Source organism: Halomonas sp. BC04 (genome assembly GCF_000568385.1).
Genome location: NZ_AZQX01000323.1, coordinates 29,101 through 53,357 on the forward strand (window position 1 = coordinate 29,101; position 24,257 = coordinate 53,357).

Genomic DNA, 24,257 nt, shown 5'->3' on the forward strand with positions numbered 1-24,257 from the left:
GGGGCCACCGCCCCCCACCCTCCTGTGAGTTTATCCCAGCCTCAGATCACCCAGCATCGGTTCCAGAAAGAAACCGAAGAGAAAGGCCACTGCTGCAGCGCCGCCGCCCATGAGCAGGGTCTCCAAACCGGCTTGAAAACGACGGGTATCAAGCACCCACCCCTTGATCCAGCCGATACCGAACAGCGCCAGGGCTGTTACCACGCCACTGGCAACGAAGTATTCCGCACCGCTGAGATAGGGAACCAGAAAGGGTAACAACGGTAGCGCCCCGACGCCCATGAACACGGAAAAGGTGGCGCAGCCGGCTTTCCAGGCAGTCGGTCCGTCAAGGGCCAGCCCATACTCCTCCTTGATCATGGTATCCACCCACAGCTTGCGATCTGCGCAGATGGTTTCAACAATTGTCTCGAGAGCATCGCTGCTGAAACCCTTGGCACGAAAGATCTCGCGAATCTCCTCTCGCTCACCATCCGGCACGATGTCGACATGTTTTTCTTCCTGGCGGCGTAACCGCTCTCTCGCTTCTTCGTCACTCTTTACAGCCTGGTAGTTGCTTACCCCCATGCTGAGGGCATCGGCCACCAGGCTTGCAACACCCAGTACAAAGGCGATCATGCCGGGAAGCCCTGCCCCTGCGACACTGGCCACCACGGCAATGGTAGTCACGCAGCCATCAATACCACCAAGGATGGCATCTCGTAGATAGCTTGAACCGTGCCCATCACGTAGCCGCTTGCGAATGTCCTCCTTGTCATGACTGTGTTCAAGACTCGCTTTCATTGGTCTTCCTTCTCTTGAAGGCCGTACCGCATTGTCACGATTCTCACGTCATTGGCACTTCGGGTAACTGCCTGCCGACTTCCACTTCCCAGTCGACATCCTTGTTTGCCGCCTCGTATGCCAGCTGTTCAGCTTCGCTGAGTGGCAATACACTCCCCTCATCATCGACCAGCTCAATGCCCTCCATTTCGAGCCTGCTATCACCGGCCTCGCTGAAATCGATATAGAAGTCATGGGCATCCTCCAGCGACTCCTTGCCACCCTGGGCCGTCCAGTCGAAGAGGTAGGAAATTTGCGGAACGGCCTTCGCCCGAAGCAGGCAAGTGCCGGATAGCCAGGAGATGTACTGGGTTGTCATGGCCGGTTCGCCATCACCATCCAGGCCCACCGGCTCCTCGAACTTGTCCAACTGATGCTCGCCAACCTCGATTTCGTCGACTATCCATTCCAGAGCCTCGAACTGCTGTAGCGTGATGGTGCGCATCTCGCTGCCCTCCATCGGTTACCAATAGCATCACCTCGGCGGAGCCCGATCAAGTGCCAGGCTTCACCCTCATTACCCTTACCCTAGACCAAGGTGGGCAGGAAGAGGACGCCTCTCAGTTGGCAAACATCATCACGCTGGCGGGAGCGAAGAAGAGAACATAGCCAACAGCCATTCCGATTGCCGCTTCGGCGACACCGAAGATTCTCCCAACCACCGCCCCGGTCAGGGCAAAGATAGTGGGAACCAGCATGCCGCCAAAGGCGATGAAGAGATCATGATGCGCATGGGGAGGCCATTGAATGACCATGAAAAGAAAAGTGCCTAATACCTGACCAATGCCTATTGCAGCCCACTGTCTGCCGGTCAACCACATGTACGCGCTCCTTCAGCGGCCTATACCAAAGGCTACGCAATGCAATCGGGCAGGACGAACGACACCGGGATTCAGGCAAGGACCAGCAATGCGCATTGAATCGACGTGGGAATATCGAAACGGCTGACTAGCCAGCCAGGAAACCGCTCCTAGAACATCAGCATCAAGAGGCCGATAACGACGATCAGGCCAATGAGAAAGATGACACCGGCGGTGCTGGCCAGGAACTTCAACATGATAACCTCCGTGTATTGATGTTATCCATATTGCCGGATTGCGACTGAAACTGCGTGTGGTTTCCTCCAGACATTACATAACCTGGTTCAGGCTTACCATATACTTACGTTAATCACGTTTATTGCTTGCTTCCTGACACTTTATGCAGCGATAAAGGAGGAATCGACAGGGGAAACATAGTTGTTATTTCACCTGCAGTGCAAGTCTCCGCTGCTCTGGGCCGGCCACTTTCGTCAACTTTTTCAATGCCACCGAACGAGAACGACGCAGGAGTATGGCATCATGGGGGGCATACCCCGAACAAGGCAATCAAGACACATGGCATCGAAGGCAACCATTCACAAGGTCCAGCTACAGATCGCTGACATGGATCGGCATTACTATGCAGACCACTCCCTGACCGTGGCTCGCCACCCGTCGGAGACCGACGAGCGCATGATGGTTCGGTTGCTGGCCTTCTCACGCCATGCAGGCGATTCATTGGCCTTCGGCCGGGGGCTCAGCACCGATGACGAGCCGGACCTGTGGGTCAAGAACCTGACCGGCACCATCGAGCACTGGATACAACTCGGCCAGCCTGATGAAAAAGACATTCGCAAGGCCTGCGGTCGGTCCCGCCAGGTCACGCTTTATACCTACAGCGGGCATGGGGCATCGCTCTGGTGGGAGCAGCACCACTCCAAGCTTGCCACCCTTTCCAACCTCACCGTGATAGATGTCGACGTCGCATCGGTTCAATCCCTGGCAACACTGGCAGCGAAAAGTATGTCGCTGAACTGCACCATTCAGGATGGCATGCTCTGGCTGGCGAGTCCCGAGCAGTCGGTGGAGGTTATGCTCACTGAACGCCAGCGGGCGACGTGAAACGTAGCCGGCCTTACCGCTCCATCATGGTGCACTGCCGTCAGTAGAGCCGTAGACCGACACGCGTTACCGTGTTGCCCTCCATTTCGCTCACCACCCAGTGGATGCCGTGCCAGTCCACGTCATCGCCGACGACCGGGTGGCCACCGACCCTCAGAGAGACGAACTCCCCCAGGGTCATGTCGCTCTCTCCGGGGCTCAGGGTCAAGCCATAGACACCTGCGATGTCGCGCATCAGCGCCGCACCGTCGAAAGTAAAGGTGCCGAAGAAGGCGCGCTCCTGCTTGAGCTTGGCATCGCCGCTGAAGAGTCGATTCAGCGCCGGGAGGTCGTCGCTGCGCCCGATCACGCAGATGACATCGTCCAGCTTGAGCCGGGTACTGCCCTTGGGGTGCAGCATGGCATGCTGTCGAAACAGCGCCGAGATGACGGCGCCGGAAGGAAAGCGCAGCAATCGTATCGGCACGTCGTCCAGATCCTGATTATCGACCTTGTAGACGAACATTTCGTAGTCGTTCTCGGGCAGAATACCCAGCGGTCCACGGTGGTTTGGCGTGACGCCCACCGGGATCTCGACTCGCATCCAGCGAGCCATCCACGGCAGTGTCCCTCCCTGTATGAGCAGCGACATCAAGACCACGGCGAAAGCGACGTTGAAGTAGAGCGACGCGTTCTCCACCCCGCCGATCACCGGAAAGATCGCCAGCACGATGGGAACCGCTCCCCGCAGTCCCACCCAGGAGATGAAGCCGATCTCCCGCCAGCGAAACTTGAAGAAGGGCTTGACGGTAACCAGCACCGCCAGAGGCCGAGCCACGAAGATCAGTGCCAAGGCTACCAGTGACGCCGGTAGCGCAAACTCCAGCAGTCCGCTGGGACTGACCAGAAGGCCAAGAATGAGGAAGAGGCCGATCTGGCTTAGCCATGCCAGACCGTCATGCACGGGGAGGATGAAGTTGAGGTGGCGTCCTGGCTGGTTGCCTATCATCAGGCCGGTCAGATAGATCGCCAGGAAGCCACTTCCCCCCAGGAAGCTGGTCAGGCCAAAGACGCAAAAGCCCAGCGCCAGGGCCAGCAGTGCGTACAGGCCCGGTGCCAGATCCAGCCAGCGCAACAGCTTGCCGCTCAGCCAGCCGGCTCCCAGGCCGATCAGCAGCCCCAGGCCGAACTGGGTAGCCAGGAAAAGCAGCGTGGACGACACGCCCCGGATGTCGCCCACCAATACCTCGACCAGTAGCAGGGTCAGGAAGATCGCCATGGGGTCGTTGGTACCGGACTCGATCTCCAGCGTGGCGGCGACCCGTTCATTGAGATGGACACCGCGCCCGCTGAGCATCGAGAAGACCGCAGCCGCATCGGTGGAGCCGACGATCGCTCCCACCAGCAGACCCTGGACGAGGGTGAGATCGAATACCCACATCGCGATGATGCCAACCAGGGCGCTGGTGACGAAGACACCGAATGTCGCCAGCGACAAGGCTGGCTTGAAGGCTACCCGGAAGGTCTTGAGGCGCGTACGAAGCCCGCCGTCCAGCAGAATCATGGCCAGGGCCAGGTGCCCGATCACGAAGGCCAGTGAGTAATCGTCGAACCGGATGCCCAGCACCCCCTCCTCGCCTGCCAGCATCCCCAACCCCAGGAAAATCAGCAACAGGGGCAACCCGACCATGGAGGAGAGACGGCTGGCCAGCACGCTGAGAGCGATCAGAAAACCACTCAACAGAAAAAGGGTATTGATGGTATCCATAGGAGCCTCAAGGTCCTGAGCCCATCATTATGACACGCCCGTCAAGGATGAGCAGCGGTCGCCGTCGCTGGCCTTCGGCCATCCGGCAAGGCTAAACTGGCCCTTCGCCGATTGATTGCTACCGCCGCTGGAGACGCACCCATCCCATGGCTAGATCCTATCGATGGTTCGCCTTACGCGCTCTGGCCCCGATGGCCGTGTCGTTGACCCTGACATCACTCCCTCTCCTGGCCGATTCTTCATCGGAGCCCTCAGAGGCATTGGACGTGCCGCCACTGTCGCTGGAAACCGACGTCAGTCTCCCTCCACCGGCCTTCTACCGGGCTGAAGCCCTGGCCCAGGACGAGGCGACCCAGCACGTTCAGTTACCTCCTCTTGTCGTAGGACCTTCCTTCATTGAACTGTTCCTCCCACAAGAGTCCACGGTTACCGACGACGCAGAAGGTGCCGAGATACCCTCCGTCGCCAGCACGCCTGCCGAGCCGATCGTTCCGCCGCCACTTTTCCCACTCGAGATTACCCTGGACTGGTACCTCAACCCCCAGCATGCCGCCCTGCTGGTGGCACGGGAGAAGGGGATGTTCGTTCGCCGGGGCCTGGATGTCTCCCTGGTCAGCCCCGCAGACCCCAATGTGCCGGCCAAGCTATTGGCGGCCGGCAGAACCGACCTGGCGCTGGGCCGGCAACCCCAGCTCCATCTGCTGGTGAACAAGGGGCTGCCGTTGATTCGTGTTGCAACGCTCATCGGTACACCGATGGCGGGACTGTTGCTGCGCGCCCCCCTGGCCGACGACAACGGTGAGCTCAACCTGGAAGGTGTGCACCTCGGTTATACCGACCTCGATGGGCGCGACATCCTGCTCTCGCGGTTGCTGGCCAACGTGCTGACGCTGGAGAAAGGGCTCGACCTGGTGGACGCGCGGGACGTCCACTATTCGGCGAGGGATACCATCAGGGAGGGTGTCGTCGACGGGGTGATGATCAACCACCGCTACCTGCTGCCACGACAACTGCTGGATGAGGGTGTCGCTTCCCATTTCCTGGGGGTCGAAGAGCATGGTATCCCCAGTCATGACGGCCTGATCCTGATGGCCAACCGGGACAAGCTGAACGGCAACAAGCGCGAGGCCATACGCGCGCTCGTCGCAGCCATCGAGGAAGCCACCCTCTGGATACTCAATCATCCGGAGCAGGCCTGGGAGCTGCTGTCAGCATCGGAGCCGGCACTGGATGACCCGGCTACACGAGAGGCGTGGAGCCAGGTTTTCCCTCGCCTGTCGCTACAGCCAGCCGCCGTGGACCATGGGCGCTATCACCGCTTCGAACAGTACCTGCTCGAAGCGGGTGTGCTCGAGACGACCAGCCCCCTGGAGCGACTCGCCATCGACCTTGGCGCCATCACGCCCTGAGCCCCATCCCTGGATCAAGCCTCCTGCGCATCGAGGAATGCGCTCACCGCCGACTGGAAGGCCTCGGGCTGTTCCGCATGCAACCAGTGCCCTGCTCCTGCCAGGGTCCGGATCTCGGCCCGGGGCAAGACGTCACGCAGTGCCGGCAGCATGTCGTCAGTGACGTAGTGGGAGTTGCCCCCGCGCAGCACCAGCGTCGGCCCATCAAAGGCACCCTGGCCTGCCGGCGCCTTCATGATTTCATCGTAGCCGGCCTCGATCTCGTCGAGACCGATACGCAGCTCAAGATCGCCAGCCTCACCGCGCTGAAGGTTAGTGGCCAGGAAAAGGCGCGTGTCACGCTCCTCGACGTGCTCGGCCAGCAGTTCATCGGCCTCACGGCGGTTTCCCGGCTTGCCTTCCTCCAGGCGGCGAAGCCCGGCAAATACCGCACTGTGACCGTGGCCATAGGCCTGGGGCGCAATATCGGCCACGATCAGGGATGCGACACGTTCCGGAGCCAGCCGCGCGAGCGTGATCACCACCTTGCCGCCCATGGAGTGTCCCAGCAGGTGGGCACGCTCGATCCCGAGCCGATCCATGAGGGCCAGTAGATCCTGCGCCATCGCTGTATAGCTCATTCCCTCGACATGGGGGGATCGGCCATGGTTGCGAAGGTCCACGGCCACGACTCGCCGGTGCTCTTGCCACTGCTTGACGTGGGAACGCCAGTTATCGGCACTGCCCAGCAGGCCATGCACAACGAACAGCGGCGTCCCTTCGCCACCGGTATCCAGATAATTGAGTTCGACAGAGTTGAGTTCGACAGTCATCGGGCCTCCAGTGCCGGGTTCTATTCAAGCACGCTGCGGTGCCAGGTCCTGCTGGCCAGTAAACGTCACCAGCCGGCGACTCAGCCAGGCCAGCAGCACGCCGTAAAGCGGTAGGAAGAACAGCAGGCTGATGCCAAGCTTGATCACATAGTCCACCGTGGCTATCTCGACCCAATTGGCCGCCATGAAGGGGTCGGGGCTGCGGTGGAAAGCCGTGGCGAAGAAGACCGCGGTATCGGCCAGGTTGCCAAAGACAGTCGATATGGCCGGCGCCACCCACCAGGATTTCAGCCCGCGTAGCCGATCGAACACCTGCACATCAAGCAACTGGCCCAGTACGTAGGCCAGGAAACTCGCCAGGGCGATCCGCGCCACGAACAGGTTCCACTCGCCCAAGGCCTCCACACCGGCAAAGCCACCCCGGGGAAATACCACCGATACCACATAGGAGATCAACAGTGCCGGCAGCATCACGCGCATGACGATGGCACGCGCCGCCTGCTTGCCAAACAGCCGCACGGTCAGGTCGGTGGCCAGGAAGATGAAGGGGAAGCTGAAGGCACCCCAGGTCGTATGAAACCCGAACAGCGTAAAGGGAAGCTGAACCAGATAGTTGCTGGCGGCGATAATCAGTATATGAAACGCGACCAGCAGCAAGAGGCAGCGGCGGTACTGGGTTTCGTTCAACATGAACATCGGTTGGTCCTTTTTGACGACCCCACCGGACGGCGTCGTGTCACTGCAGGGCGAGGGGTGAGGGAACCCTCGGAAAGGCGCGGATTATACGCAGGATGGCGGGCGCTGGCCAATGCACCTGCCACCCAACGCGACGACGCCACCCATTGGGTGGCGTCGTGCCGATCGCAGGCAACATGGTCGAGGTCGTACGACTCAGACCTGGCGAGCCTCATGGGCCGCACCCACCGCACGATCCTTCATCGCATCGTGAACATCTTGCAGGCTGGCCGGGTCGTCGATGGTCGAGGGGACTCCGTACTCCTTGCCATCGGCGATATTACGCAGCAGTTTGCGCAGAATCTTGCCGGAACGCGTCTTGGGCAGGCGGTTGACCACCAATACCTGTTTGAAGCAGGCAATGGGCCCGATTTTCTCGCGCACCAGGGCAATCAGTTCGTTTTCCAGCGCCAGTTCATCGCCTTCGAAGCCATCCTTGGGAATCACCAGACCCACCGGCACCTGCCCCTTGAGTGCATCATGGATGCCGATGACGGCACATTCGGCAACGGCCTTGTGCGCCCCCACGACCTCCTCCATTTCGCCGGTCGAGAGGCGATGGCCAGCGATATTGATGACGTCATCGGTGCGCCCCATGATGAACAGATAGCCATCCTCATCGAAATAGCCACCATCACCGGTCAGGTAGTAGCCCGGAAAGGCGGCCATGTAGGCACTATGAAACCGCTGCGGATCGCCCCATACGCCCACCAGGCAGCCGGGCGGCATGGGCTGCTTGATGACGACACTCCCCTGCTCCATTGGCTTGGCCCGCTCACCCTCGCGGTTGAGAATCTGCACGTCGAACCCGGGAACCGGTACCGTGGCACTGCCCGCCTTGGTCGGCATCGGATCCAGCCCGTGGAGGTTGGCGGCGATGGGCCAGCCGGTCTCCGTCTGCCACCAATGGTCGATCACGGGAACGTCAAGCAGGTCGTCAAGCCAATGGAACGTCGGTGGATCCAGCCGCTCCCCGGCCAGAAACAGCGCCTTCAGGCAGGAAATGTCGTACTGCGCCAGCAACTTGCCGTCCGGGTCCTCCTTCTTGATGGCACGAAAGGCAGTGGGAGCGGTAAAGAAGCTCTTTACGCCATACTCGCTGATCAACCGCCAGAAGGCGCCGGCATCCGGGGTCTTTACCGGCTTGCCCTCGTAGACCACGGTGGTACAGCCACGCAGCAGCGGGGCGTAGACGATATAGGAGTGTCCCACGACCCAGCCCACGTCCGAGGCTGAAAAGAATACATCCCCGGGCGCCACGTCGTAGATCGCCTCCATCGAGTAGTGGAGTGCGACGGCATAGCCGCCGGTGTCGCGCACTACCCCCTTGGGCTTGCCGGTGGTGCCGGACGTATAGAGGACATATAGCGGATCGCTGCCCTTGACCGGCACACACTCGGTCGGCTCGGCTTTCGCCACCAGCGCTGCCCAGTCGTGATCGCGACCGCCAAGCTCGGCGAGCTGCTGCTCACGCTGAAATATCACGCAGGCGTCCGGCTTGTGCTCGCTCTGTTCGATGGCGGCATCGATGATCGGCTTGTATGGGATGACACGGTCTACCTCGATGCCGCAGGAGGCCGCCACGACGACCTTGGGCTGGGCATCGTCGATACGCACGGCCAGCTCGTGAGGCGCAAAGCCGCCGAAGACCACAGAGTGCACTGCCCCCAGGCGCGCGCAGGCATACATCGCCATGAGGGCCTCGGGCACCATGGGCATGTAGATGACAACCCGGTCGCCTTTCTCGACGCCGAGGCCTCTCAACGCACCGGCAAAAAGCGCCACCTGATCGCGCATCTCACGGTAGCTCAGCGTCCGCTTGCTGTCGGTAACCGGAGAGTCCCACAGGACAGCCGGCTGCTCTCCTCGTCCCTGATCCACATGATGGTCCAGTGCCGCATGACAGAGATTCAGCTCTCCGTCGATGAACCAGCGCGCATGCTGCTGGTCGTCGTAGCTGAGAATGGTCTTGGGCGGCGTAAACCAGGGAATGCGTCGAGCCTGCTCGGCCCAGAAGGCTTCAGGTTGTGCGATGGAGCGGTTGAATTCGTTGGTATAGGTTGTCATGAGCGTCCTGTCCGACACGAAGTTGCCTAGGATTGTTGACACTTTAGAGGGTTCGCCAAGAATTTCCTTCATACCATCGGCTAATCAGCCCCGCGAAAGCGGCCATTCCGTCGCCATTGTTGACAATAACGACGCCTTTACCCGACCTGCATCAAGACTTCGTTGATTCGACGTTTGACAGTTGATGGGCCACTATCAATGATAACTAAATGAGCAATGCCATAAACCACGAAGGGCACTGTCACACCCCTGCCTCCTGCCACAGCCTGCTGGATGGCTGTCGTCGCAGGCCGAGGTAGCCGCCAGAAGCAGCCTGCCACGGCCTGCACCGCAGCCGGACAGCCAACCCGGGGAGATCGACATGAGCACCTCGCACAACAATGCATCCCGCCTGCTCGAAGCCGGCGATGTCGCAATCGACCAGGCCACTGCCCTACTGAAGGCACTGGCCAATGACAATCGATTACGCATTCTATGCCTGCTCGATGATTCCGAACTGTCGGTGACCGAACTCAACCAACGCCTTTCACTGAGCCAGTCGGCCCTGTCTCAGCATCTCGCCATCCTGCGTCGGGAAGGCCTGGTGACGACACGAAGAGCCTCCCAGACCATCTACTACTCCCTTCAGGGCGATCAGGCGAAAGCGCTGATCGAGACGCTGGTCAGGCTGCAGCAACTATGACCGGCAGCGCAGGCTCAGCGTTTCTCCCAGCGTCCAGCATCGAGTCGTTCCATTATCCGGTCGATGCCACCCTCGACCCCTTTCGATATGGCCATGCCGAATCGTTCGCCCATGGGATGCCGCGCTTCCAGCCGCATGCTGATCACCCGCGCATCCTCCATGCGTGACAGCAGATACGCCTCGCTGGTGCCCAGGCCATCGATCAGTCCCTTGTTGAGGGCATCCCGACCGTACCAGGTTTCACCGGTAGCGACTGTCTCGATGTCCAGCCCAGTACGACGCTCGGCGACATGCGACTTGAACAGGTGATGGATGTTTTCCAGATCCGCCTGAAACTTCTGCCTGCCCTCTTCGGTGTTTTCGCCGAACACCGTCAGGGTTCGCTTGTACTCCCCGGCCGTGAGCAGCTCGACATCGATATCGTGCCGTTTCAGGAGCCGATGAAGGTTTGGCAGCTGCGCCACCACGCCAATGGAACCCAGAACCGCAAAGGGAGCCGCGCGAAGATGGTCGGCGGTACAGGCCATCAGGTAACCTCCGCTGGCCGCCACCTTGTCGACACAGACCGTGGTCGTCAGACCCGCATCCCGGAGCCGGTCCATCTGGGCAGCGGCAAGCCCATAGGCGTGCACCAGCCCGCCGGCTGACTCGAGGCGCACCACCACCTCATCCCCTTTTGAAGCGGCCGCAATGACAGCCGATATCTCTTCTGCCAGCCGCCCCACACCCGATGCTTTTATATCACCGCGAAAATCCAGCACCCAGACCGTCTGTCGGGTAGCGCCCTGCTCCTTGCGCCCCTGACGGCCCTCTGTCTTGTCATCACGTCGAAACGCCTTGAGCAGCCGCTTGCGAGCCCCCGGCTCACTGGCAGCGAGAGCGAGCCGCCGCCGCCGATACTCATGCCGGCGGTTGAGTTCCTCGATACGCATCCGCAGGCGATCACCACCTTCACTTCTGGCCCGGGCCACGATGACCACCACAACCCCCACCAATAGCAGTAGAATCGTCAGTTGGGCCGTGAAGCGCCCGATATCCAGCAGCCACTCGTTCACGTTACTCTCTCCGCTTCCTGGTTGGTCGATTCATACTGACGTTGCCCGCCCTCCGGTACAATGGCCTTGATTAAAACATTCGTTTGAAATACTCTCGCAAGTAGTGCCTCAATCCTCCCTTGACCCCTACGACAGAGGAAGCCTCGCATGTCCAGCAACACCTTCGACAAACTGCAGGATCGATTCGACCCCCAGGCCGCCAAGGGAATGGATGACATCTTCCAGTTCCATTTCAGTGATAACGGCAGCCACTACCTGGTCATCAAGGATGGCAGCCTTGCCATTGAAGAGGGCGAGCACGATGATCCCTCGGTCAGCCTGAGCATGAGCACCGATACCCTGAAAGGCGTGATGAATGGCGAAATCAACGGCATGACCGCCTTCATGACCGGCAAGCTCAAGGCGACCGGTAACGTCATGCTGGCGACCAAGCTGACGAGCCTTTTCCCGGCACGCTGATCCGGCAAGAATCATCAGACCGACGCGGGCCGCCACATGGCGGCCCGCGCGCCATAGAGGGTGTTTACAAAACAGACGAACGAAGGCAAGACGAGCCAATTTTTAACGACGTATTGTCGAGTGCAGTCCTTTTGTAGGCACCCTCTCAGCGGGGGCTGCCCTTTACCTCGCTAAGATGCGTCTCGATCAAGGCACGCGAAATCGAGTAGGGAGGCGGCAGTTGAGGCAGCCGTTCTGGGTTGAACCAGGCGGCATCGGCTATCTCGATGCCATCGATACGAATGCGCCTGGTCGCGGCTTCAGCGAAGAAGCCCAGCATCAGCGCATGGGGGAACGGCCAGGCCTGGCTGCGGTAGTAGCGTATGCGCCCCACCGTGAGCCCCACTTCCTCGAAAACCTCCCGGTGAACGGCCTCCTCGGCAGACTCCCCTGGCTCGATGAAACCGGCCAGCGTGGAATAGCGCCCGGGGGGAAAGCGCGGACTCCTGGCAAGCAGCATGGCATCACCATGGGTCACCAGGGTAATGATACAAGGGGAAATTCTGGGGTAGTTACGTAGCCCGCAGGTCTGGCAATGCATGGCAAACTCGGCATCCAGCCTCGCCGCACCGGCACCACAGCGACCGCAGAACCGATGATCGCGCAACCAGGACGCCACCTGGAGTGCCGTGGAGAGCAGCGGAAACCAGGATTCGGGCAGCCTGGCCATCCATTGCCTGCCGTCCGGCCAGCTCTCACCTACCTGGTCTTCCACTGACAGGGCCACCGGTTCGTCGTGCCAGTAGCATAGCGGCTGCAGGGTCGACGCCCACGGCTGTGTGCGCTGCAGGGGAGATCCATCCGGTCCCGGCGCGATATGGCCAGAGGCGATCCGGATAACCCTGCCAGCCACCTCATCGAGCGGCAGTTCGCGGCGCAGCATCAGCGGGTCTTTTCAACCAGGTTACTCACCGAGCCCAGCTCATCCCAGTGACAGGAGCCAGCAGTTTGACGGATCTGCGCGAGCTTGGCCTCGTGAGCGGCCATCTCCTCCACGCCAGGGCTCAGCACGCTCAGGCTGCCTGCCGACAGCGACAGGCGTCGAATCGACAACCCTCCGGCCATGGCGTCCTCGCCACCCCGCTCTTCGGCATCCAGCGTCAGGGCGGTCTGCCCGCCGGTCATCGCGAGGTAGACCTCGGCAAGGATCTCGGCATCCAACAAGGCACCATGGAGCACCCGGCGTCCATTGTCGATCTCATAGCGCTTGCACAGCGCATCGAGGTTGTTGCGCTGCCCCGGGTGGCGATCGCGCGCCAGTCGCAGGGTGTCCAGGATGGTGCAATGTCCAGCAACCGGGCCCAGTTGCGGCTCACCACGTTGGGCATTCAGCATCATCAACTCGTGATCGATGAACCCCACATCGAAGGCCGCGTTATGAATCACCAGCTCGGCACCACCGATGAAGTCCCAGAACGCATCGGCGATATCGGCGAAGACCGGCTTGTCGTGCAGGTCGTCGTTGGTTATACCGTGCACCGCCGTCGCTTCGGCCTCGATCTCCCGCTGCGGATTGATGTACTGGTGGTAGGTCTGGCCGGTGAGGCGGCGGTTGACCATCTCCACGGCACCGATTTCTATCAGCCGGTGCCCTTCCTTCGGGTCGATACCGGTTGTTTCCGTATCCAGAACAATCTGACGCATGATTCTTGACTCACGATGGTTTGGTGACGACGCTTGGCTTGGCCCTATGGGCATCGATGGCGGCATTGGCCAACGCATCGGCACGCTCATTGCCCGGATGGCCGCTATGCCCCTTCACCCAGTGCCACTGCATCCGGTGTCGGCTGGCCTCTGCCAGAAGCTCTCGCCATAGTTCGGCATTCTTGACGGGCTGCCGGTTGGCCGTCTTCCACCCCCGCTTCATCCAGCCATGGATCCACTCGGTAATACCCTTCCGCAGATATTCGGAATCGGTCCAGAGTTCGACCTGGCACGGCTGTTTGAGCTCACGCAGGGACATGATGGCCGCCATCAGCTCCATACGATTATTGGTGGTATTGGCTTCGAAGCCATTGAGGGTCTTTTCGTGCCGGCCACTGGTCAGCACCGCTCCCCAGCCGCCCGGCCCCGGATTCCCGCGGCATGCCCCATCCGTGTATATGGTGACGCTAGGTAACGACTTGGCCTGTTCGGTATCACTCAACCTCGGTAGTCCTTTTACTCGGTTCTTCGACGGCGGGACGGCCGATCCGGGAAGCATGGCCCAGCGAGTTGCCACCCAACGCTCCACCGAGTCGTAGGCGAGGGCGCTGAATCTGGGCCAGCTTGGTGCGACGTCGCGCGCGAATGATATAGCTGTCCCCCAGCGGCACATTATGCCGTCGCCCCAGGGTCTCCAATGTGGCGTTGCCCGGCATTCTGCCAGGGAGATGAAAACCGCAGTAGTCTACCCGCTCGATTCGGAAATCCACAAATGCCAGCCAATCACGCAGCTTGGCCGGTGTTCGCCACTGCCCACGCCACGGCTGCCGGCGCCGCGACCCGGTGAGAGTCGTGACAGGCCCGCCACGCCCAGCGGGGCCCAGCCGAAAATGATCAGGCAACCCTCGTCGCTGGTAAGCCGAGCGGACTCTTGCAAGAGTCGGTGGGGATTCGGGACGATTTCCAGCAGGTGGTGGATGATCACCAGTTGCAGACTTTCATCAGGCAGCGCCAGCGCGTCGGGTGGGCAGATCAGGGTCGACGGCTGCTCGGCCAACTCTACGGTCGGCGCCCAGCGCATGCTGTGATGAATGGGTGACATATCGGCCAGAGCGGGCCCATGCCGAGTTCCAGGCTGTGGAGCCCATGCATGCGCTCACAAACAGGCCCCAGGCAGGCACGCTCGGCACGCCAGTGAGCGACACCGTCGGGACTCGACCAATAGCGGCGTCCTTCCCGGAACAGTTGAGCCAGCGCCAGCAGATCCTGTGAATTTGACATTGGCTACAACACCCTCCATTATCACCGGTTTTGCAGGCAACTTACAGCAAGATGGCAGCGTTTCGCCGCCATGCAATGGCCCTCGGCTATCGCGTGCATCACTGTACTGAGCATTGAAACGATGCAATTGCATTGATGTTGCGCGGCTTTCAACAGCGTGGTTTCTTGCCCTGCAACACACCGGTTGACGACGCGACGAGGACGTTAGGCCTATGCTGAGCGTGACACCGATTCCCGCTTTTGGCGACAACTATATCTGGCTAATGCGCCAGGACACGAGCCCCGATGTCTGCATAGTGGACCCAGGCGATGCCGCTCCGGTCATCAAGACATTGGAACGGGACCAGTTGAATCTCACCAGCGTTCTCATCACCCATCATCACCATGATCATGTCGGCGGCCTCGCGGAGCTCATCGAGCGCTACTCACCCCATGTCATCGGCCCGCACAACCCGCAGATAGCAGGTATCGACGAATGCGTCGGCCAGGGCGACAGCTGCCGTGTCATGGGACGCCTCTTCGACGTCATGGAAGTACCAGGGCACACACTGGACCATATTGCCTTCTTCACTGCCGGCATCCCCCCCCTGCTGTTCTGTGGCGATACATTGTTCTCTGCCGGCTGTGGTCGACTTTTCGAAGGCACACCGGAACAGATGCACCAATCCCTGCAGGCTCTCGCCAGGCTGCCCGACGACACCCTGGTCTTCGCCGCCCACGAATATACCCAGGCCAACCTGGCATTCGCCAGCGCCGCCGATCCGAACAATCCCGAAGTGGCAACGGCATTGCACGAGACACAGCGGGCCAGGGCGCTCGACCGGCCCACCCTGCCCAGCAACCTGGGCCGCGAGAAAAGGATCAACCCTTTCCTGCGCTGCGCTGACCCCGCTGTCCGCGCGGCCGCCTCGCAGCACGGCGATACCGATACCGACCAGGCCACCTTCGCCACCTTGCGAGCCTGGAAAGACAGTTTCTGATTTCAACGCATCCCATGGAAGCCTGGCGGCCTACCGTCACGCCGCTTCAGCGACCAGAAGGAGAACGCATGACCTACCTCACCGCTCGACGAAAGGTCATTGGCCTCGCCAGCAGCCTGGCTCTGCTCGGAGCGCTGGCTGCCGGCGCACAGAGTCAGGCCGCTCCCCACCCCGGAGTCAGCAACACGCTTTCGACGGCACACTTCTGGAACGACCTGCAGCTGGAATTCCTCCTGGCGACACCTGGGAGAGGCTGCGTGACAACCTGCAGTGGCTGGATCGCAGCCATGATGCACGCGTCCAGCACTGGATAAAGCACTACCGCGCCAATCCATCCAACGTGACCGAGATCATCGAACGCGCTCGCCCCTGGCTAGCCTGGATCAATGAGCAGGTGGAAGCCCGCGGCCTGCCGGGTGAAATCGCCTTGATCCCCTTCGTGGAGAGCTCCTTCGATCCCACGGCCCGCAGTCATCGCGGTGCCGCCGGTCTCTGGCAGTTCATGCCTGGCACGGGCGATGCCCTGGGCCTGAGTCGGCGTAATGGCTACGATGGCCGCCTGGATGTGGTGGCCTCCACCGCGGCCGCGCTGGATTATATCGAGCTGCAGGCCGAGCAGTGGTATGAGGGCGACCTCGAACTCTCCCTTGCTGCGTACAATGCAGGTGCCGGCACAGTGAACCGTGCACGACACGCTGCCGGGGCACGGGGTGAGCCAGCGGACTACTGGCACCTCCAACTGCCCAACGAAACCATGAACTACCTGCCCAAGCTCAATGCCATCGCAGCCATCATTGCCGATCCTGATGCCTACGGCATCGATCTGCCGGAAATCGACGATGCACCGGTCTTCGCCAAGGTAACGGTGGAGGCACCGATCGACCTCGCTCGCCTGGCAACCATGACGGGCGTTGACCGGGACGAACTGTCGGCACTCAACCCGGCCCTGAGCAATGGCACTGCTCACCCCGCCACCACTGACGTGGTGCTGGTGCCAGTCGACTACGAGGAAGCTGTGCTGGCCCACCTGACGACTCCAGCATCGCCGAGCACCGGGGCGGAGCAGCATATCGTCACACGCGGCGACAGCCTGTCGTCCATCGCTGCACTGCACGGCAGCAGCGTGGAAGAGATCCGCCAGCAAAACGGGCTCAACGGGGACTTGATCCATGAAGGTCAACGCCTGACCATTCCACGGCGCAGCCTGGCCGCTCGTTGACACCTGGTGTCGTGAAATTCACCGGGACAGGTTTACAAGCAACGGAAGGACTGACACTTTAAGGCGGCACCCCCTGCCTGCCATGGCATGTTTCAGCAAGGATGTCATCGATGCGGTTCGTCATGCGTTGCCTCTTCTTAACGGTACTGGCCACGAGTTGGATTTCGTCGACACTGGCTGACGAACACGAAGCCATTCCCACGGTTCATGGGCTTGCTCTCTACGACGAGCCGGCACTGGATGAAGACTTCACCCACTTCCCCTACGTCAATCCGGATGCCCCCAAGGGGGGCAGCCTGACCCGTGCCGCCGTCGGCAGCAGTTTCGACTCGACCAATCCCTTCATCATCCGCGGTACGCCGGCCATCGGCATCGGCGAAATCTACGACACCCTGCTGGTGGAAAACGTCGATGAGCCATTCAGCGTCTATGGCCTGCTGGCACGCGGCATGCGACTCGACCCTGACCGGTTCTGGATCGAATTCGACCTTCGTGCCGAGGCACGATTCCATGACGGTGAACCCGTGACCGCCGAAGACGTGGTATTCAGCTTCAACCTGCTGGTAGAGGAAGGCAATCCCTTCTACCGCGGCTACTACGCCGACGTAGAGAGTGTTGAAGCTCTGGACCGCCATACCGTGCGCTTCGAGTTCACCACCAACCACTCCCGCGAGCTCCCCTTGATCGTCGGCCAGCTGCCGATCCTGCCGAAGCATTACTGGGAAGAGCACGACTTCAGTGCGCCGACCCTGGCACGCCACCCCGGATCCGGCCCCTATCGTCTCGCCGAGGTCGAGCCCGGCCGACGCATCGTCTATGAGCGAGTGGCGGACTACTGGGGCGCCGAGCTGTCTGTCAATCGCGGCCGGCACAATATCGATCGCCTGATTTACGATTACTATCGAGACCGCGATATCGCCTGGGAAGCCTTCAAGGCCGGGGTCATGGACTATCGTACCGACGCCCGTGCCGCCACCTGGGCCATCGGTTACGACTTCCCTGCCTACAACGACGGCCTGGTCAAGCGAATCACCGTACCGGACGGCCAGCCGTCACGCATGCAGGCCTTCGTCTTCAACCTGCGGCAGGATAAGTTTCAGGACGTTCGCGTACGCGAGGCTCTCAATCTCACCTTCGATTTCCCCTGGCTTAACGCCAACCTCTTCTACGACTCCTACAGCCGCACAGAGAGCTACTTCCAGAACTCGGAGATGGCCGCCGAGGGGCTGCCGAGCGAGTCGGAACTCGCCCTGCTGGAGCCTCATCGTGACGACCTGCCCGAACGCATCTTCGATAGTGAGCTGCCCATTGACCACCCGACCGAGCTGCGTGAACGCCTGAGGTTGGCCTATGAGCTTCTGCTGGAGGCGGGCTACGAGGTACGGGATGGGGTCCTGGTCGACGGCGAAAGCGGCCGCCCGCTATCCGTCGAGGTCATGCTGTTCGACAGCGGCCTGGAACGGGTCGTGCAGCCCATGCTGCGCAACATGTCGCGCCTAGGTATCCAGGGCAGCCTGCGCATCGTCGATATCAACCAGTACCTCAACCGGCTGAGAAGCTTCGACTTCGAGATCATCACCGGGCAGTTTCCCCAGTCAAACAATCCCGGCAACGAACAGCGCGAATTCTGGACCAGCGACTTCGCTGAAAGTCCTCAAAGCCGTAACCTGATGGGACTGCAGGACCCGGTGGTCGATGAACTGGTTGAGCGCCTGATACGGGCCAACAGCCGCAGCGAACTCAACACGGCCGCCCGTGCCCTGGACCGGGTGCTATTGTGGAACTTCATCACCATCCCCCATTACCATTCGGGCGAGACGCGAATTGCCGTCTGGGACAAGTTCGGCTATCCCGAGCCATTCCCCAGCTACGGTTTCGACCTTTCGGCCTGGTGGGTCGATAGCGAGCGGGAAGACGAAATCAACCGTCGTCTTCGCCGTCGCTAGGCCGTGCGGGCACTCACTGTCAATGCTGCTTTCACAAGGATAATCCTATCGTGAGCCGCTACATCCTGCGCCGACTGCTGCTGATGATTCCCACTCTGATAGGAATCATGCTGCTCAACTTCATCATCGTGCAGGCCGCCCCGGGGGGCCCAATCGACCAGATGATGGCCCGCTTCGAGGGCATGGATGCCATGTCCAGCACACGCCTGGATGCCGGCGGTGGTGACGTTGTGGTACGGGATGAATCACGCGGCGCTCGTGGCGTGGACCCACGCTTCATCGAACAGCTCGAGCAGCAATTCGGTTTCGATAAACCTGCGCACATCCGTTTTCTGGGGATGATGCGCGACTACGCCACCTTCGATTTCGGTAACAGTTTCTTCCGTGACCGGCCGGTCGTGGAATTGATGATCGAACGATTACCGGTATCGATATCCCTTGGGCTCTGGACCACATTGCTGGTTTACCTGATATCGATTCCACTGGGGATACGCAAGGCACTGCACCATGGCTCCCGATTCGACGTCTGGACCTCCGGGCTGGTGATCGTGGGCTATGCCATCCCCGGCTTCCTGTTCGCCATCCTGCTCATCGTGCTTTTTGCGGGGGGCAGCTACTGGGATCTATTCCCTCTGCGCGGCCTCACCTCACCCGATTTCCACGAACTCTCCACCTGGGGCAAGATCAAGGACTATTTCTGGCACATCACCCTACCGGTGGTGGCCATGACCATCGGTAGCTTTGCCACCCTGACCATGTTGACCAAGAACAGTTTCCTGGACGAGATACACAAGCAGTATGTACTTACCGCCCGGGCCAAGGGCGCCAGTGACCATCGCACGCTCTATGGCCACGTGTTCCGCAACGCCATGCTGATCATCATCGCCGGAATGCCCGGCGCATTGATCACGATCTTCTTCACCGGCTCGCTCTTGATCGAGGTGATCTTTTCGCTGGAGGGGCTGGGGCTCCTGGGGTTCGAGGCGGTGATGCAGCGCGACTATCCCGTGATCTTCGGCACGCTCTTCCTCTATACCCTGATCGGCTGATCCTGAAGCTGATTTCCGACCTCACCTATGTCTGGGTGGATCCACGTATCGATTTCGAGACCCGGGAGTCCTGAGCCCATGACCCTTGCGTTCACCTCCAAGCTCTCCCCCATCGCCCGGCGTCGCATCAGCGTCTTTCGCCAGAACCGGCGGGCGCGGGTGTCGCTGTGGATCTTCCTGGTGCTGTTTGGGCTAAGCCTCTTTGCCGAGATAATCGCCAATGACAAGCCCATCGTGATGCAGTTCGATGGACAGTGGTACGCACCGCTGCTGGTGAATTATCCCGAGACCGAGTTCGGCGGGTTTCTGCCCACGCGTACCGACTACCACGACCCGTTCATACAGGAACAGATCGCGGCCCATGGCTGGGCGCTCTGGCCGCCGATCCCCTTCTCATACCAGACCCTGGACATGCAGATGATGCGCCCCTCGCCATCTCCGCCTGACGGGCGCCACTGGCTGGGTACCGATGATCAGGGGCGTGATGTCCTCGCCAGGGTCATCTACGGCTTCCGCTTGTCGGTGTTCTTCGCCCTGGTGCTGACTGCCGGCTCGCTGGTCATGGGTGTCCTCATTGGTGGTATACAGGGCTACTTTGGCGGCAAGACCGACCTGGTCGGTCAGCGCCTGACAGAAATCTGGTCGGGACTGCCGGTGCTGTTCCTATTGATCATCCTGGCCAGCCTGGTGCAACCCGGCTTCTGGTGGCTGCTGGGCATCATGCTGCTCTTCTCCTGGCTCGGCCTGGTGGACGTGGTCCGCGCCGAATTTCTGCGTGCACGCAACCTGGAATATGTCCGCGCCGCCAAGGCCATGGGCCTGCCCTCACGCCTGATCATGTGGCGTCACGTCCTGCCCAATGCCATGGTTGCCACGCTGACCTTCATTCCCTTCCTGTTTACCGGGGCCATCACCACGCTGACCGCCCTGGATTTCCTCGGCTTCGGCCTGCCACCTGGCGCACCGTCCCTGGGCGAACTGGTCGCCCAGGGCAAGAATAACCTGCACGCCCCATGGCTCGGCATCACCGCCTTCGTGAGCCTGTCACTGATGCTGTCGCTGCTGGTGTTCATCGGCGAGGGGCTGCGCGATGCCTTCGATCCGCGACATATCCAGCACGCCCCGAGCACCACACCCCTGACCAGGACTCAGCCCAATGCCTGAATCGCATTCACGAGACTTGCTGCGTTTCGACAAGCTGTCCATCGCGTTCGACGGTGTTCCGGTGCTGAAGGAGCTGTCACTCGAGGTGCGTCGCGGAGAGACCCTCGCCCTGGTCGGCGAATCCGGATCCGGCAAGTCGGTATCGGCACTGGGCGCCATGAACCTGCTGCCCGACAATGCTCGCGTGGAGGGCGGACGCTGGCTGGGCGGGACCGATCTGACCCGCCTCAGGAAACGTGACTGGCAGGGGCTTCGTGGTGGACGTGTGGGGTTCATCTTCCAGGAACCGATGACGTCGCTCAATCCGCTGCACACCGTCGCCAAACAGATCGGGGAGACGCTGCGACTTCACCAGGGGCTATCCGGCCGGGCAGCACGAGAGCGCACGCGCACGCTGCTGGAGCAGGTAAAACTGCCACGCCCCGATGAGCTGCTCGATGCCTGGCCGCACCAGCTCTCCGGTGGCCAGCGGCAGCGGGTGATGATCGCCATGGCCATCGCCAACGACCCCGAGCTGTTGATTGCCGATGAGCCCACCACAGCCCTCGATGTCACCGTTCAACAGGACATTCTCGCCCTGCTCGCGGAGCTGCGTGATCGTCATGGCATGGGCATGCTGTTCATTACCCACGACCTCAACCTGGTTCGCCGCCATGCCGACAGGGTTTGCGTACTCTACGATGGTCGCGAGCAGGAGACCGGCCTGGTTTCCGAGGTCTTCCAATCACCCCGTAGCGCCTATACCCGCACGCTACTGGAGGCCGAACCAGCCGGGCATCCCGCACCGGTACCGGACGGTGCGCCACTCATAGAAGCACGCGACGTGGCGGTCAGTTTCCAGCGGCCAAAACGGCTCTTCGCCAAGCGTCCGCCAGCCTTCGAGGCAGTCAAGCCGATAAACCTGCGGATCGCCCCTGGCGAGACTCTGGGAATCGTCGGCGAGTCAGGTTCCGGCAAGACGACCCTCGCCATGGCACTGCTGAGACTCACGCCCTGTCGCGGTGAGATCGACTTCGGCGGCGAGCGTCTCGACCGCCTGAGCGGCAACGCCCTGCGCAAGCGTCGACGCCGTTTCCAGGTCGTCTTCCAGGATCCCTACGGTTCGCTATCGCCACGCCTTCCGGTCTCGGAAATCGTCAGTGAAGGGCTGCGCTTTCACTACCCCAAGCTTGCGGAGAGCGAGGTCTTGCAGCGGGTCCAAGCGACCCTGCAGGAAGTCGGCCTGCCGGCCGACTGTGCTGCACGCTATCCCCATGAGTTTTCGGGAGGCCAGCGCCAGCGCATCGCCGTGGCCCGGGCCCTGATTCTCGAACCCGAGCTCATGATACTCGACGAACCGACTTCGGCGCTTGATCGCACCGTACAGAAACAGCTCGTCGAACTACTTCGCGATCTGCAGGCACGTCGAGGCCTCAGCTACCTCTTCATCAGCCATGACCTTGCCGTCGTGCGTGCCATGGCCCACCGGGTGATGGTGCTCAAGGATGGTGAGCTGATCGAGGAAGGCAACTGCAGGGATGTGCTCGAGAACCCGACCAGCGATTACACGCGCGCGCTGGTCAAGGCGGCAGGCCTGCGCATCGACAGCTGATGAGCACTATCGCTGAAGACCGTCCGCCGGCATGGGAGGCCCCACATATTGCAACAATGAGATAACGGTATAAAGGTTGATTTACGCTCGCACCCTGCGGTAACTCCCTGTCAATCAGGCGAAGGCGGCCACCTCCGCGTCGGACAGCTCGCGCCACTCTCCAGGCGCCAGCCCGCCAAGGCTCAGTGGTCCGATGGATTCCCGGTGGAGCGATGCCACACGGTTGCCAATGGCACCGAACATCCGCTTGACCTGATGGTACTTGCCCTCATAGAGGGTCAGCTCGGCGTCGAACGGCCCCAGCACGGACAACTCGGCGGGCCGCGTCGGCTTCTCTTCGCCGTCGAGCAGGAGCCCTTCTGCGAAACAGGCAACGGCGCTGTCCAGGGCCTCACCCTCGAGGGGGTCGGCCAGGGTGACCCGGTAGACCTTTCCACAGCGCTTGCGTGGCGAAGTCACACGATGGGACCACTGCCCATCGTCGGTCAGCAGGACCATGCCGGTAGTATCGACATCGAGCCGCCCTACCGTCTGCAGTCGATCGACCCTGGGCAGGTCGATCAGATCGATTGCCCGGGGATAGAGCCCGCGCCGGGCGCTGCACTCCACGCCAGCCGGCTTGTTCAACATGACATAGCGAAGCCCGACCAGCACCAGGGGCTCATCCTCCCAGCACACCCGGTCCTGCTCACCGACCTGCAGCGCCGGTTGCTTGATCACTTCGCCGTTGACGGTGACCTCGCCCCGATGAAGCGCCTTCTTCGCCAGGCTGCGGGTCAAGTCAGTGGTTTCGGAAAGAAATCGGTCCAGCCGCATCAGAAACCGACCCCATCGGCGACATTGAAATGATCGGCATCCCGCCAGGCCGGAAACTTCTCGCGAAAAGCATCGAGCTCTGACCGGGACAGCACACCCGTCTTGATGAATGGCTGGTCCCGGGGCTCATCGATCACTGCCTCACCCTTGAAGTCCACCAGCATCGAATCGCCGGCATAGGCCATGCCATTGGCGTCTTCGCCAACCCGGTTGACGCCGATCACCGGGCACAGGTTCTCGATCGCCCGTGCCTGAAGCAGGATGCGCCAGGGATGACGTCGCGGGGCCGGCCAGTTGGCCACGCAGAGCAGCGCATCGTATTCGAAATGTTCATTCGCGGCGGGCTGCTGGCGCAGCCAAACCGGGAAGCGCAGGTCATAGCAGACACTCAGCAGGATGCGAAAGCCCTTGAGGGTGACGATCACGCGCTCGTGGCCCATGGAGTAGCGCTCGTGCTCACCGGCCATGCGAAACAGGTGGCGCTTGTCGTAGTGGACGCGACTGCCATCCGGGCGCGCCCAGATCAGACGATTGTAATAGTGATCGCCCTCGACCACGGCCACGCTCCCGGTCACCACGCAGCCACGATCGATGGCCTGCCGCTGGATCCAGGCCACCGCGCGGCTCTCCTCCATGGGCTCAGCCATTTCACGGGAATTCATGGTGAAGCCGGTCGAGAACATCTCCGGCAATACGATCAGGTCGGTTTGCGAACCATCGAGTCCGCCGAGTTTCTCTTCCAGCATGCGGCAGTTGGCATCCGGATCTTCCCAGCGCAGGTCACACTGCACCAGTGTCGTACGCAAATCGCTCATATC

Annotated in this window: 25 protein-coding genes and 1 pseudogene; 11 read left to right on the top strand and 15 right to left on the bottom strand. The window is 61.2% G+C overall.

Annotated elements, in window-relative coordinates; genetic code table 11:
- Positions 1-30 precede the first annotated feature (30 nt).
- From Q427_RS21810 to Q427_RS37085, 4 genes are all read right to left on the bottom strand, one after another.
- Positions 31-783, bottom strand: a complete 753-nt coding sequence (locus tag Q427_RS21810; RefSeq protein ID WP_043517256.1) for a VIT1/CCC1 transporter family protein — start codon at positions 781-783, stop codon at positions 31-33.
- Positions 784-826: 43 nt separating this feature from the next.
- Positions 827-1,267 (bottom strand): hypothetical protein, encoded by a 441-nt coding sequence (locus tag Q427_RS21815; protein WP_043514287.1) that lies wholly within the window; start codon positions 1,265-1,267, stop codon positions 827-829.
- Positions 1,268-1,382: 115 nt separating this feature from the next.
- Entirely contained in the window at positions 1,383-1,643 is a 261-nt protein-coding gene (locus tag Q427_RS21820) for a hypothetical protein (RefSeq protein WP_043517258.1), read from the bottom strand.
- Between the two features lie 149 nt (positions 1,644-1,792).
- A complete protein-coding gene (locus Q427_RS37085; protein WP_442905549.1) occupies positions 1,793-1,879 on the bottom strand; it encodes a hypothetical protein in 87 nt (28 codons plus the stop codon).
- A gap of 319 nt (positions 1,880-2,198) precedes the next feature.
- On the opposite strand from Q427_RS37085, the gene Q427_RS21825 reads away from it, so the two are divergent.
- Positions 2,199-2,744: a YaeQ family protein gene (locus Q427_RS21825; RefSeq protein ID WP_043517261.1), complete on the top strand. Its 546-nt coding sequence runs from the start codon at positions 2,199-2,201 to the stop codon at positions 2,742-2,744.
- A 40-nt stretch (positions 2,745-2,784) separates the two neighbouring features.
- On the opposite strand, the gene Q427_RS21830 is transcribed toward Q427_RS21825, so the two are convergent.
- Entirely contained in the window at positions 2,785-4,491 is a 1,707-nt protein-coding gene (locus Q427_RS21830) for a potassium/proton antiporter (protein ID WP_043517263.1), read from the bottom strand.
- A 146-nt stretch (positions 4,492-4,637) separates the two neighbouring features.
- On the opposite strand from Q427_RS21830, the gene Q427_RS21835 reads away from it, so the two are divergent.
- Complete coding sequence (locus tag Q427_RS21835; RefSeq protein WP_081786145.1) at positions 4,638-5,900, top strand: ABC transporter substrate-binding protein; 1,263 nt, start codon at positions 4,638-4,640, stop codon at positions 5,898-5,900.
- A 14-nt stretch (positions 5,901-5,914) separates the two neighbouring features.
- Here Q427_RS21835 and Q427_RS21840 read toward each other — a convergent pair whose 3' ends face one another.
- The 3 genes from Q427_RS21840 to Q427_RS21850 all read right to left on the bottom strand — a co-directional run bounded on the left by Q427_RS21840 (position 5,915) and on the right by Q427_RS21850 (position 9,514).
- Positions 5,915-6,712 carry an alpha/beta fold hydrolase gene (locus Q427_RS21840; protein ID WP_043517264.1) on the bottom strand — a complete coding sequence of 266 codons (798 nt, stop codon included), beginning with the start codon at positions 6,710-6,712 and terminating at the stop codon, positions 5,915-5,917.
- Between the two features lie 24 nt (positions 6,713-6,736).
- Positions 6,737-7,408: a 7-cyano-7-deazaguanine/7-aminomethyl-7-deazaguanine transporter gene (locus Q427_RS21845; protein WP_043517265.1), complete on the bottom strand. Its 672-nt coding sequence runs from the start codon at positions 7,406-7,408 to the stop codon at positions 6,737-6,739.
- Between the two features lie 195 nt (positions 7,409-7,603).
- Positions 7,604-9,514, bottom strand: a complete 1,911-nt coding sequence (locus tag Q427_RS21850; protein ID WP_043517266.1) for a propionyl-CoA synthetase — start codon at positions 9,512-9,514, stop codon at positions 7,604-7,606.
- 361 nt (positions 9,515-9,875) lie between these two features.
- On the opposite strand from Q427_RS21850, the gene Q427_RS21855 reads away from it, so the two are divergent.
- Positions 9,876-10,196, top strand: coding sequence for an ArsR/SmtB family transcription factor (locus Q427_RS21855; protein WP_043517268.1), 321 nt, complete (start codon positions 9,876-9,878; stop codon positions 10,194-10,196).
- A 14-nt stretch (positions 10,197-10,210) separates the two neighbouring features.
- Here the strand turns inward: Q427_RS21855 and sohB are convergent, their stop codons facing one another.
- Positions 10,211-11,251, bottom strand: a complete 1,041-nt coding sequence (gene sohB, locus Q427_RS21860; RefSeq protein ID WP_043517269.1) for a protease SohB — start codon at positions 11,249-11,251, stop codon at positions 10,211-10,213.
- 147 nt (positions 11,252-11,398) lie between these two features.
- Here sohB and Q427_RS21865 point away from each other — a divergent pair, with 147 nt between their 5' ends.
- A complete protein-coding gene (locus Q427_RS21865; RefSeq protein ID WP_043517270.1) occupies positions 11,399-11,710 on the top strand; it encodes an SCP2 sterol-binding domain-containing protein in 312 nt (103 codons plus the stop codon).
- A 145-nt stretch (positions 11,711-11,855) separates the two neighbouring features.
- On the opposite strand, the gene nudC is transcribed toward Q427_RS21865, so the two are convergent.
- The 4 genes from nudC to Q427_RS34580 form a co-directional block, all read right to left on the bottom strand.
- Positions 11,856-12,632 (bottom strand): NAD(+) diphosphatase, encoded by a 777-nt coding sequence (gene nudC, locus Q427_RS21870; protein WP_043517273.1) that lies wholly within the window; start codon positions 12,630-12,632, stop codon positions 11,856-11,858.
- A complete protein-coding gene (gene dnaQ, locus Q427_RS21875; protein ID WP_043517275.1) occupies positions 12,632-13,393 on the bottom strand; it encodes a DNA polymerase III subunit epsilon in 762 nt (253 codons plus the stop codon). The genes nudC and dnaQ overlap by 1 nt, the downstream gene beginning before the upstream one ends.
- 10 nt (positions 13,394-13,403) lie before the next feature.
- On the bottom strand, positions 13,404-13,895 hold the full coding sequence (rnhA, locus tag Q427_RS21880; RefSeq protein WP_043517277.1) for a ribonuclease HI: 492 nt from the start codon (positions 13,893-13,895) through the stop codon (positions 13,404-13,406).
- A 243-nt stretch (positions 13,896-14,138) separates the two neighbouring features.
- Complete coding sequence (locus Q427_RS34580) at positions 14,139-14,495, bottom strand: methyltransferase domain-containing protein (protein ID WP_231613841.1); 357 nt, start codon at positions 14,493-14,495, stop codon at positions 14,139-14,141.
- Between the two features lie 391 nt (positions 14,496-14,886).
- Here Q427_RS34580 and gloB point away from each other — a divergent pair, with 391 nt between their 5' ends.
- The 7 genes and pseudogenes from gloB to Q427_RS21915 all read left to right on the top strand — a co-directional run bounded on the left by gloB (position 14,887) and on the right by Q427_RS21915 (position 22,623).
- Complete coding sequence (gene gloB, locus Q427_RS21890; RefSeq protein ID WP_043517279.1) at positions 14,887-15,654, top strand: hydroxyacylglutathione hydrolase; 768 nt, start codon at positions 14,887-14,889, stop codon at positions 15,652-15,654.
- A 68-nt stretch (positions 15,655-15,722) separates the two neighbouring features.
- Entirely contained in the window at positions 15,723-15,968 is a 246-nt protein-coding gene (locus Q427_RS34585) for a hypothetical protein (protein WP_231613842.1), read from the top strand.
- 26 nt (positions 15,969-15,994) lie between these two features.
- Positions 15,995-16,873 (top strand): transglycosylase SLT domain-containing protein, encoded by an 879-nt coding sequence (locus tag Q427_RS21895; RefSeq protein ID WP_231613843.1) that lies wholly within the window; start codon positions 15,995-15,997, stop codon positions 16,871-16,873.
- 110 nt (positions 16,874-16,983) lie between these two features.
- Entirely contained in the window at positions 16,984-18,819 is a 1,836-nt protein-coding gene (locus Q427_RS21900; protein ID WP_043517281.1) for an extracellular solute-binding protein, read from the top strand.
- Between the two features lie 50 nt (positions 18,820-18,869).
- Positions 18,870-19,942: pseudogene (locus Q427_RS21905) on the top strand (microcin C ABC transporter permease YejB).
- A gap of 4 nt (positions 19,943-19,946) precedes the next feature.
- Positions 19,947-21,032 (top strand): ABC transporter permease, encoded by a 1,086-nt coding sequence (locus Q427_RS21910; protein WP_043517284.1) that lies wholly within the window; start codon positions 19,947-19,949, stop codon positions 21,030-21,032.
- The gene (locus Q427_RS21915; protein ID WP_043517286.1) at positions 21,025-22,623 is read left to right on the top strand and encodes an ABC transporter ATP-binding protein; all 1,599 of its coding nucleotides are present in this window, start codon (positions 21,025-21,027) and stop codon (positions 22,621-22,623) included. Before Q427_RS21910 ends, Q427_RS21915 begins: the two co-directional genes overlap by 8 nt.
- A 114-nt stretch (positions 22,624-22,737) precedes the next feature.
- Here Q427_RS21915 and Q427_RS21920 read toward each other — a convergent pair whose 3' ends face one another.
- Together Q427_RS21920 and Q427_RS21925 are read right to left on the bottom strand one after the other, a co-directional pair.
- Positions 22,738-23,439, bottom strand: coding sequence for a pseudouridine synthase (locus Q427_RS21920; protein ID WP_043517288.1), 702 nt, complete (start codon positions 23,437-23,439; stop codon positions 22,738-22,740).
- On the bottom strand, positions 23,439-24,254 hold the full coding sequence (locus tag Q427_RS21925) for an amidohydrolase (protein WP_043517289.1): 816 nt from the start codon (positions 24,252-24,254) through the stop codon (positions 23,439-23,441). The genes Q427_RS21920 and Q427_RS21925 overlap by 1 nt, the downstream gene beginning before the upstream one ends.
- Between the last annotated feature and the right edge of the window lie 3 nt (positions 24,255-24,257).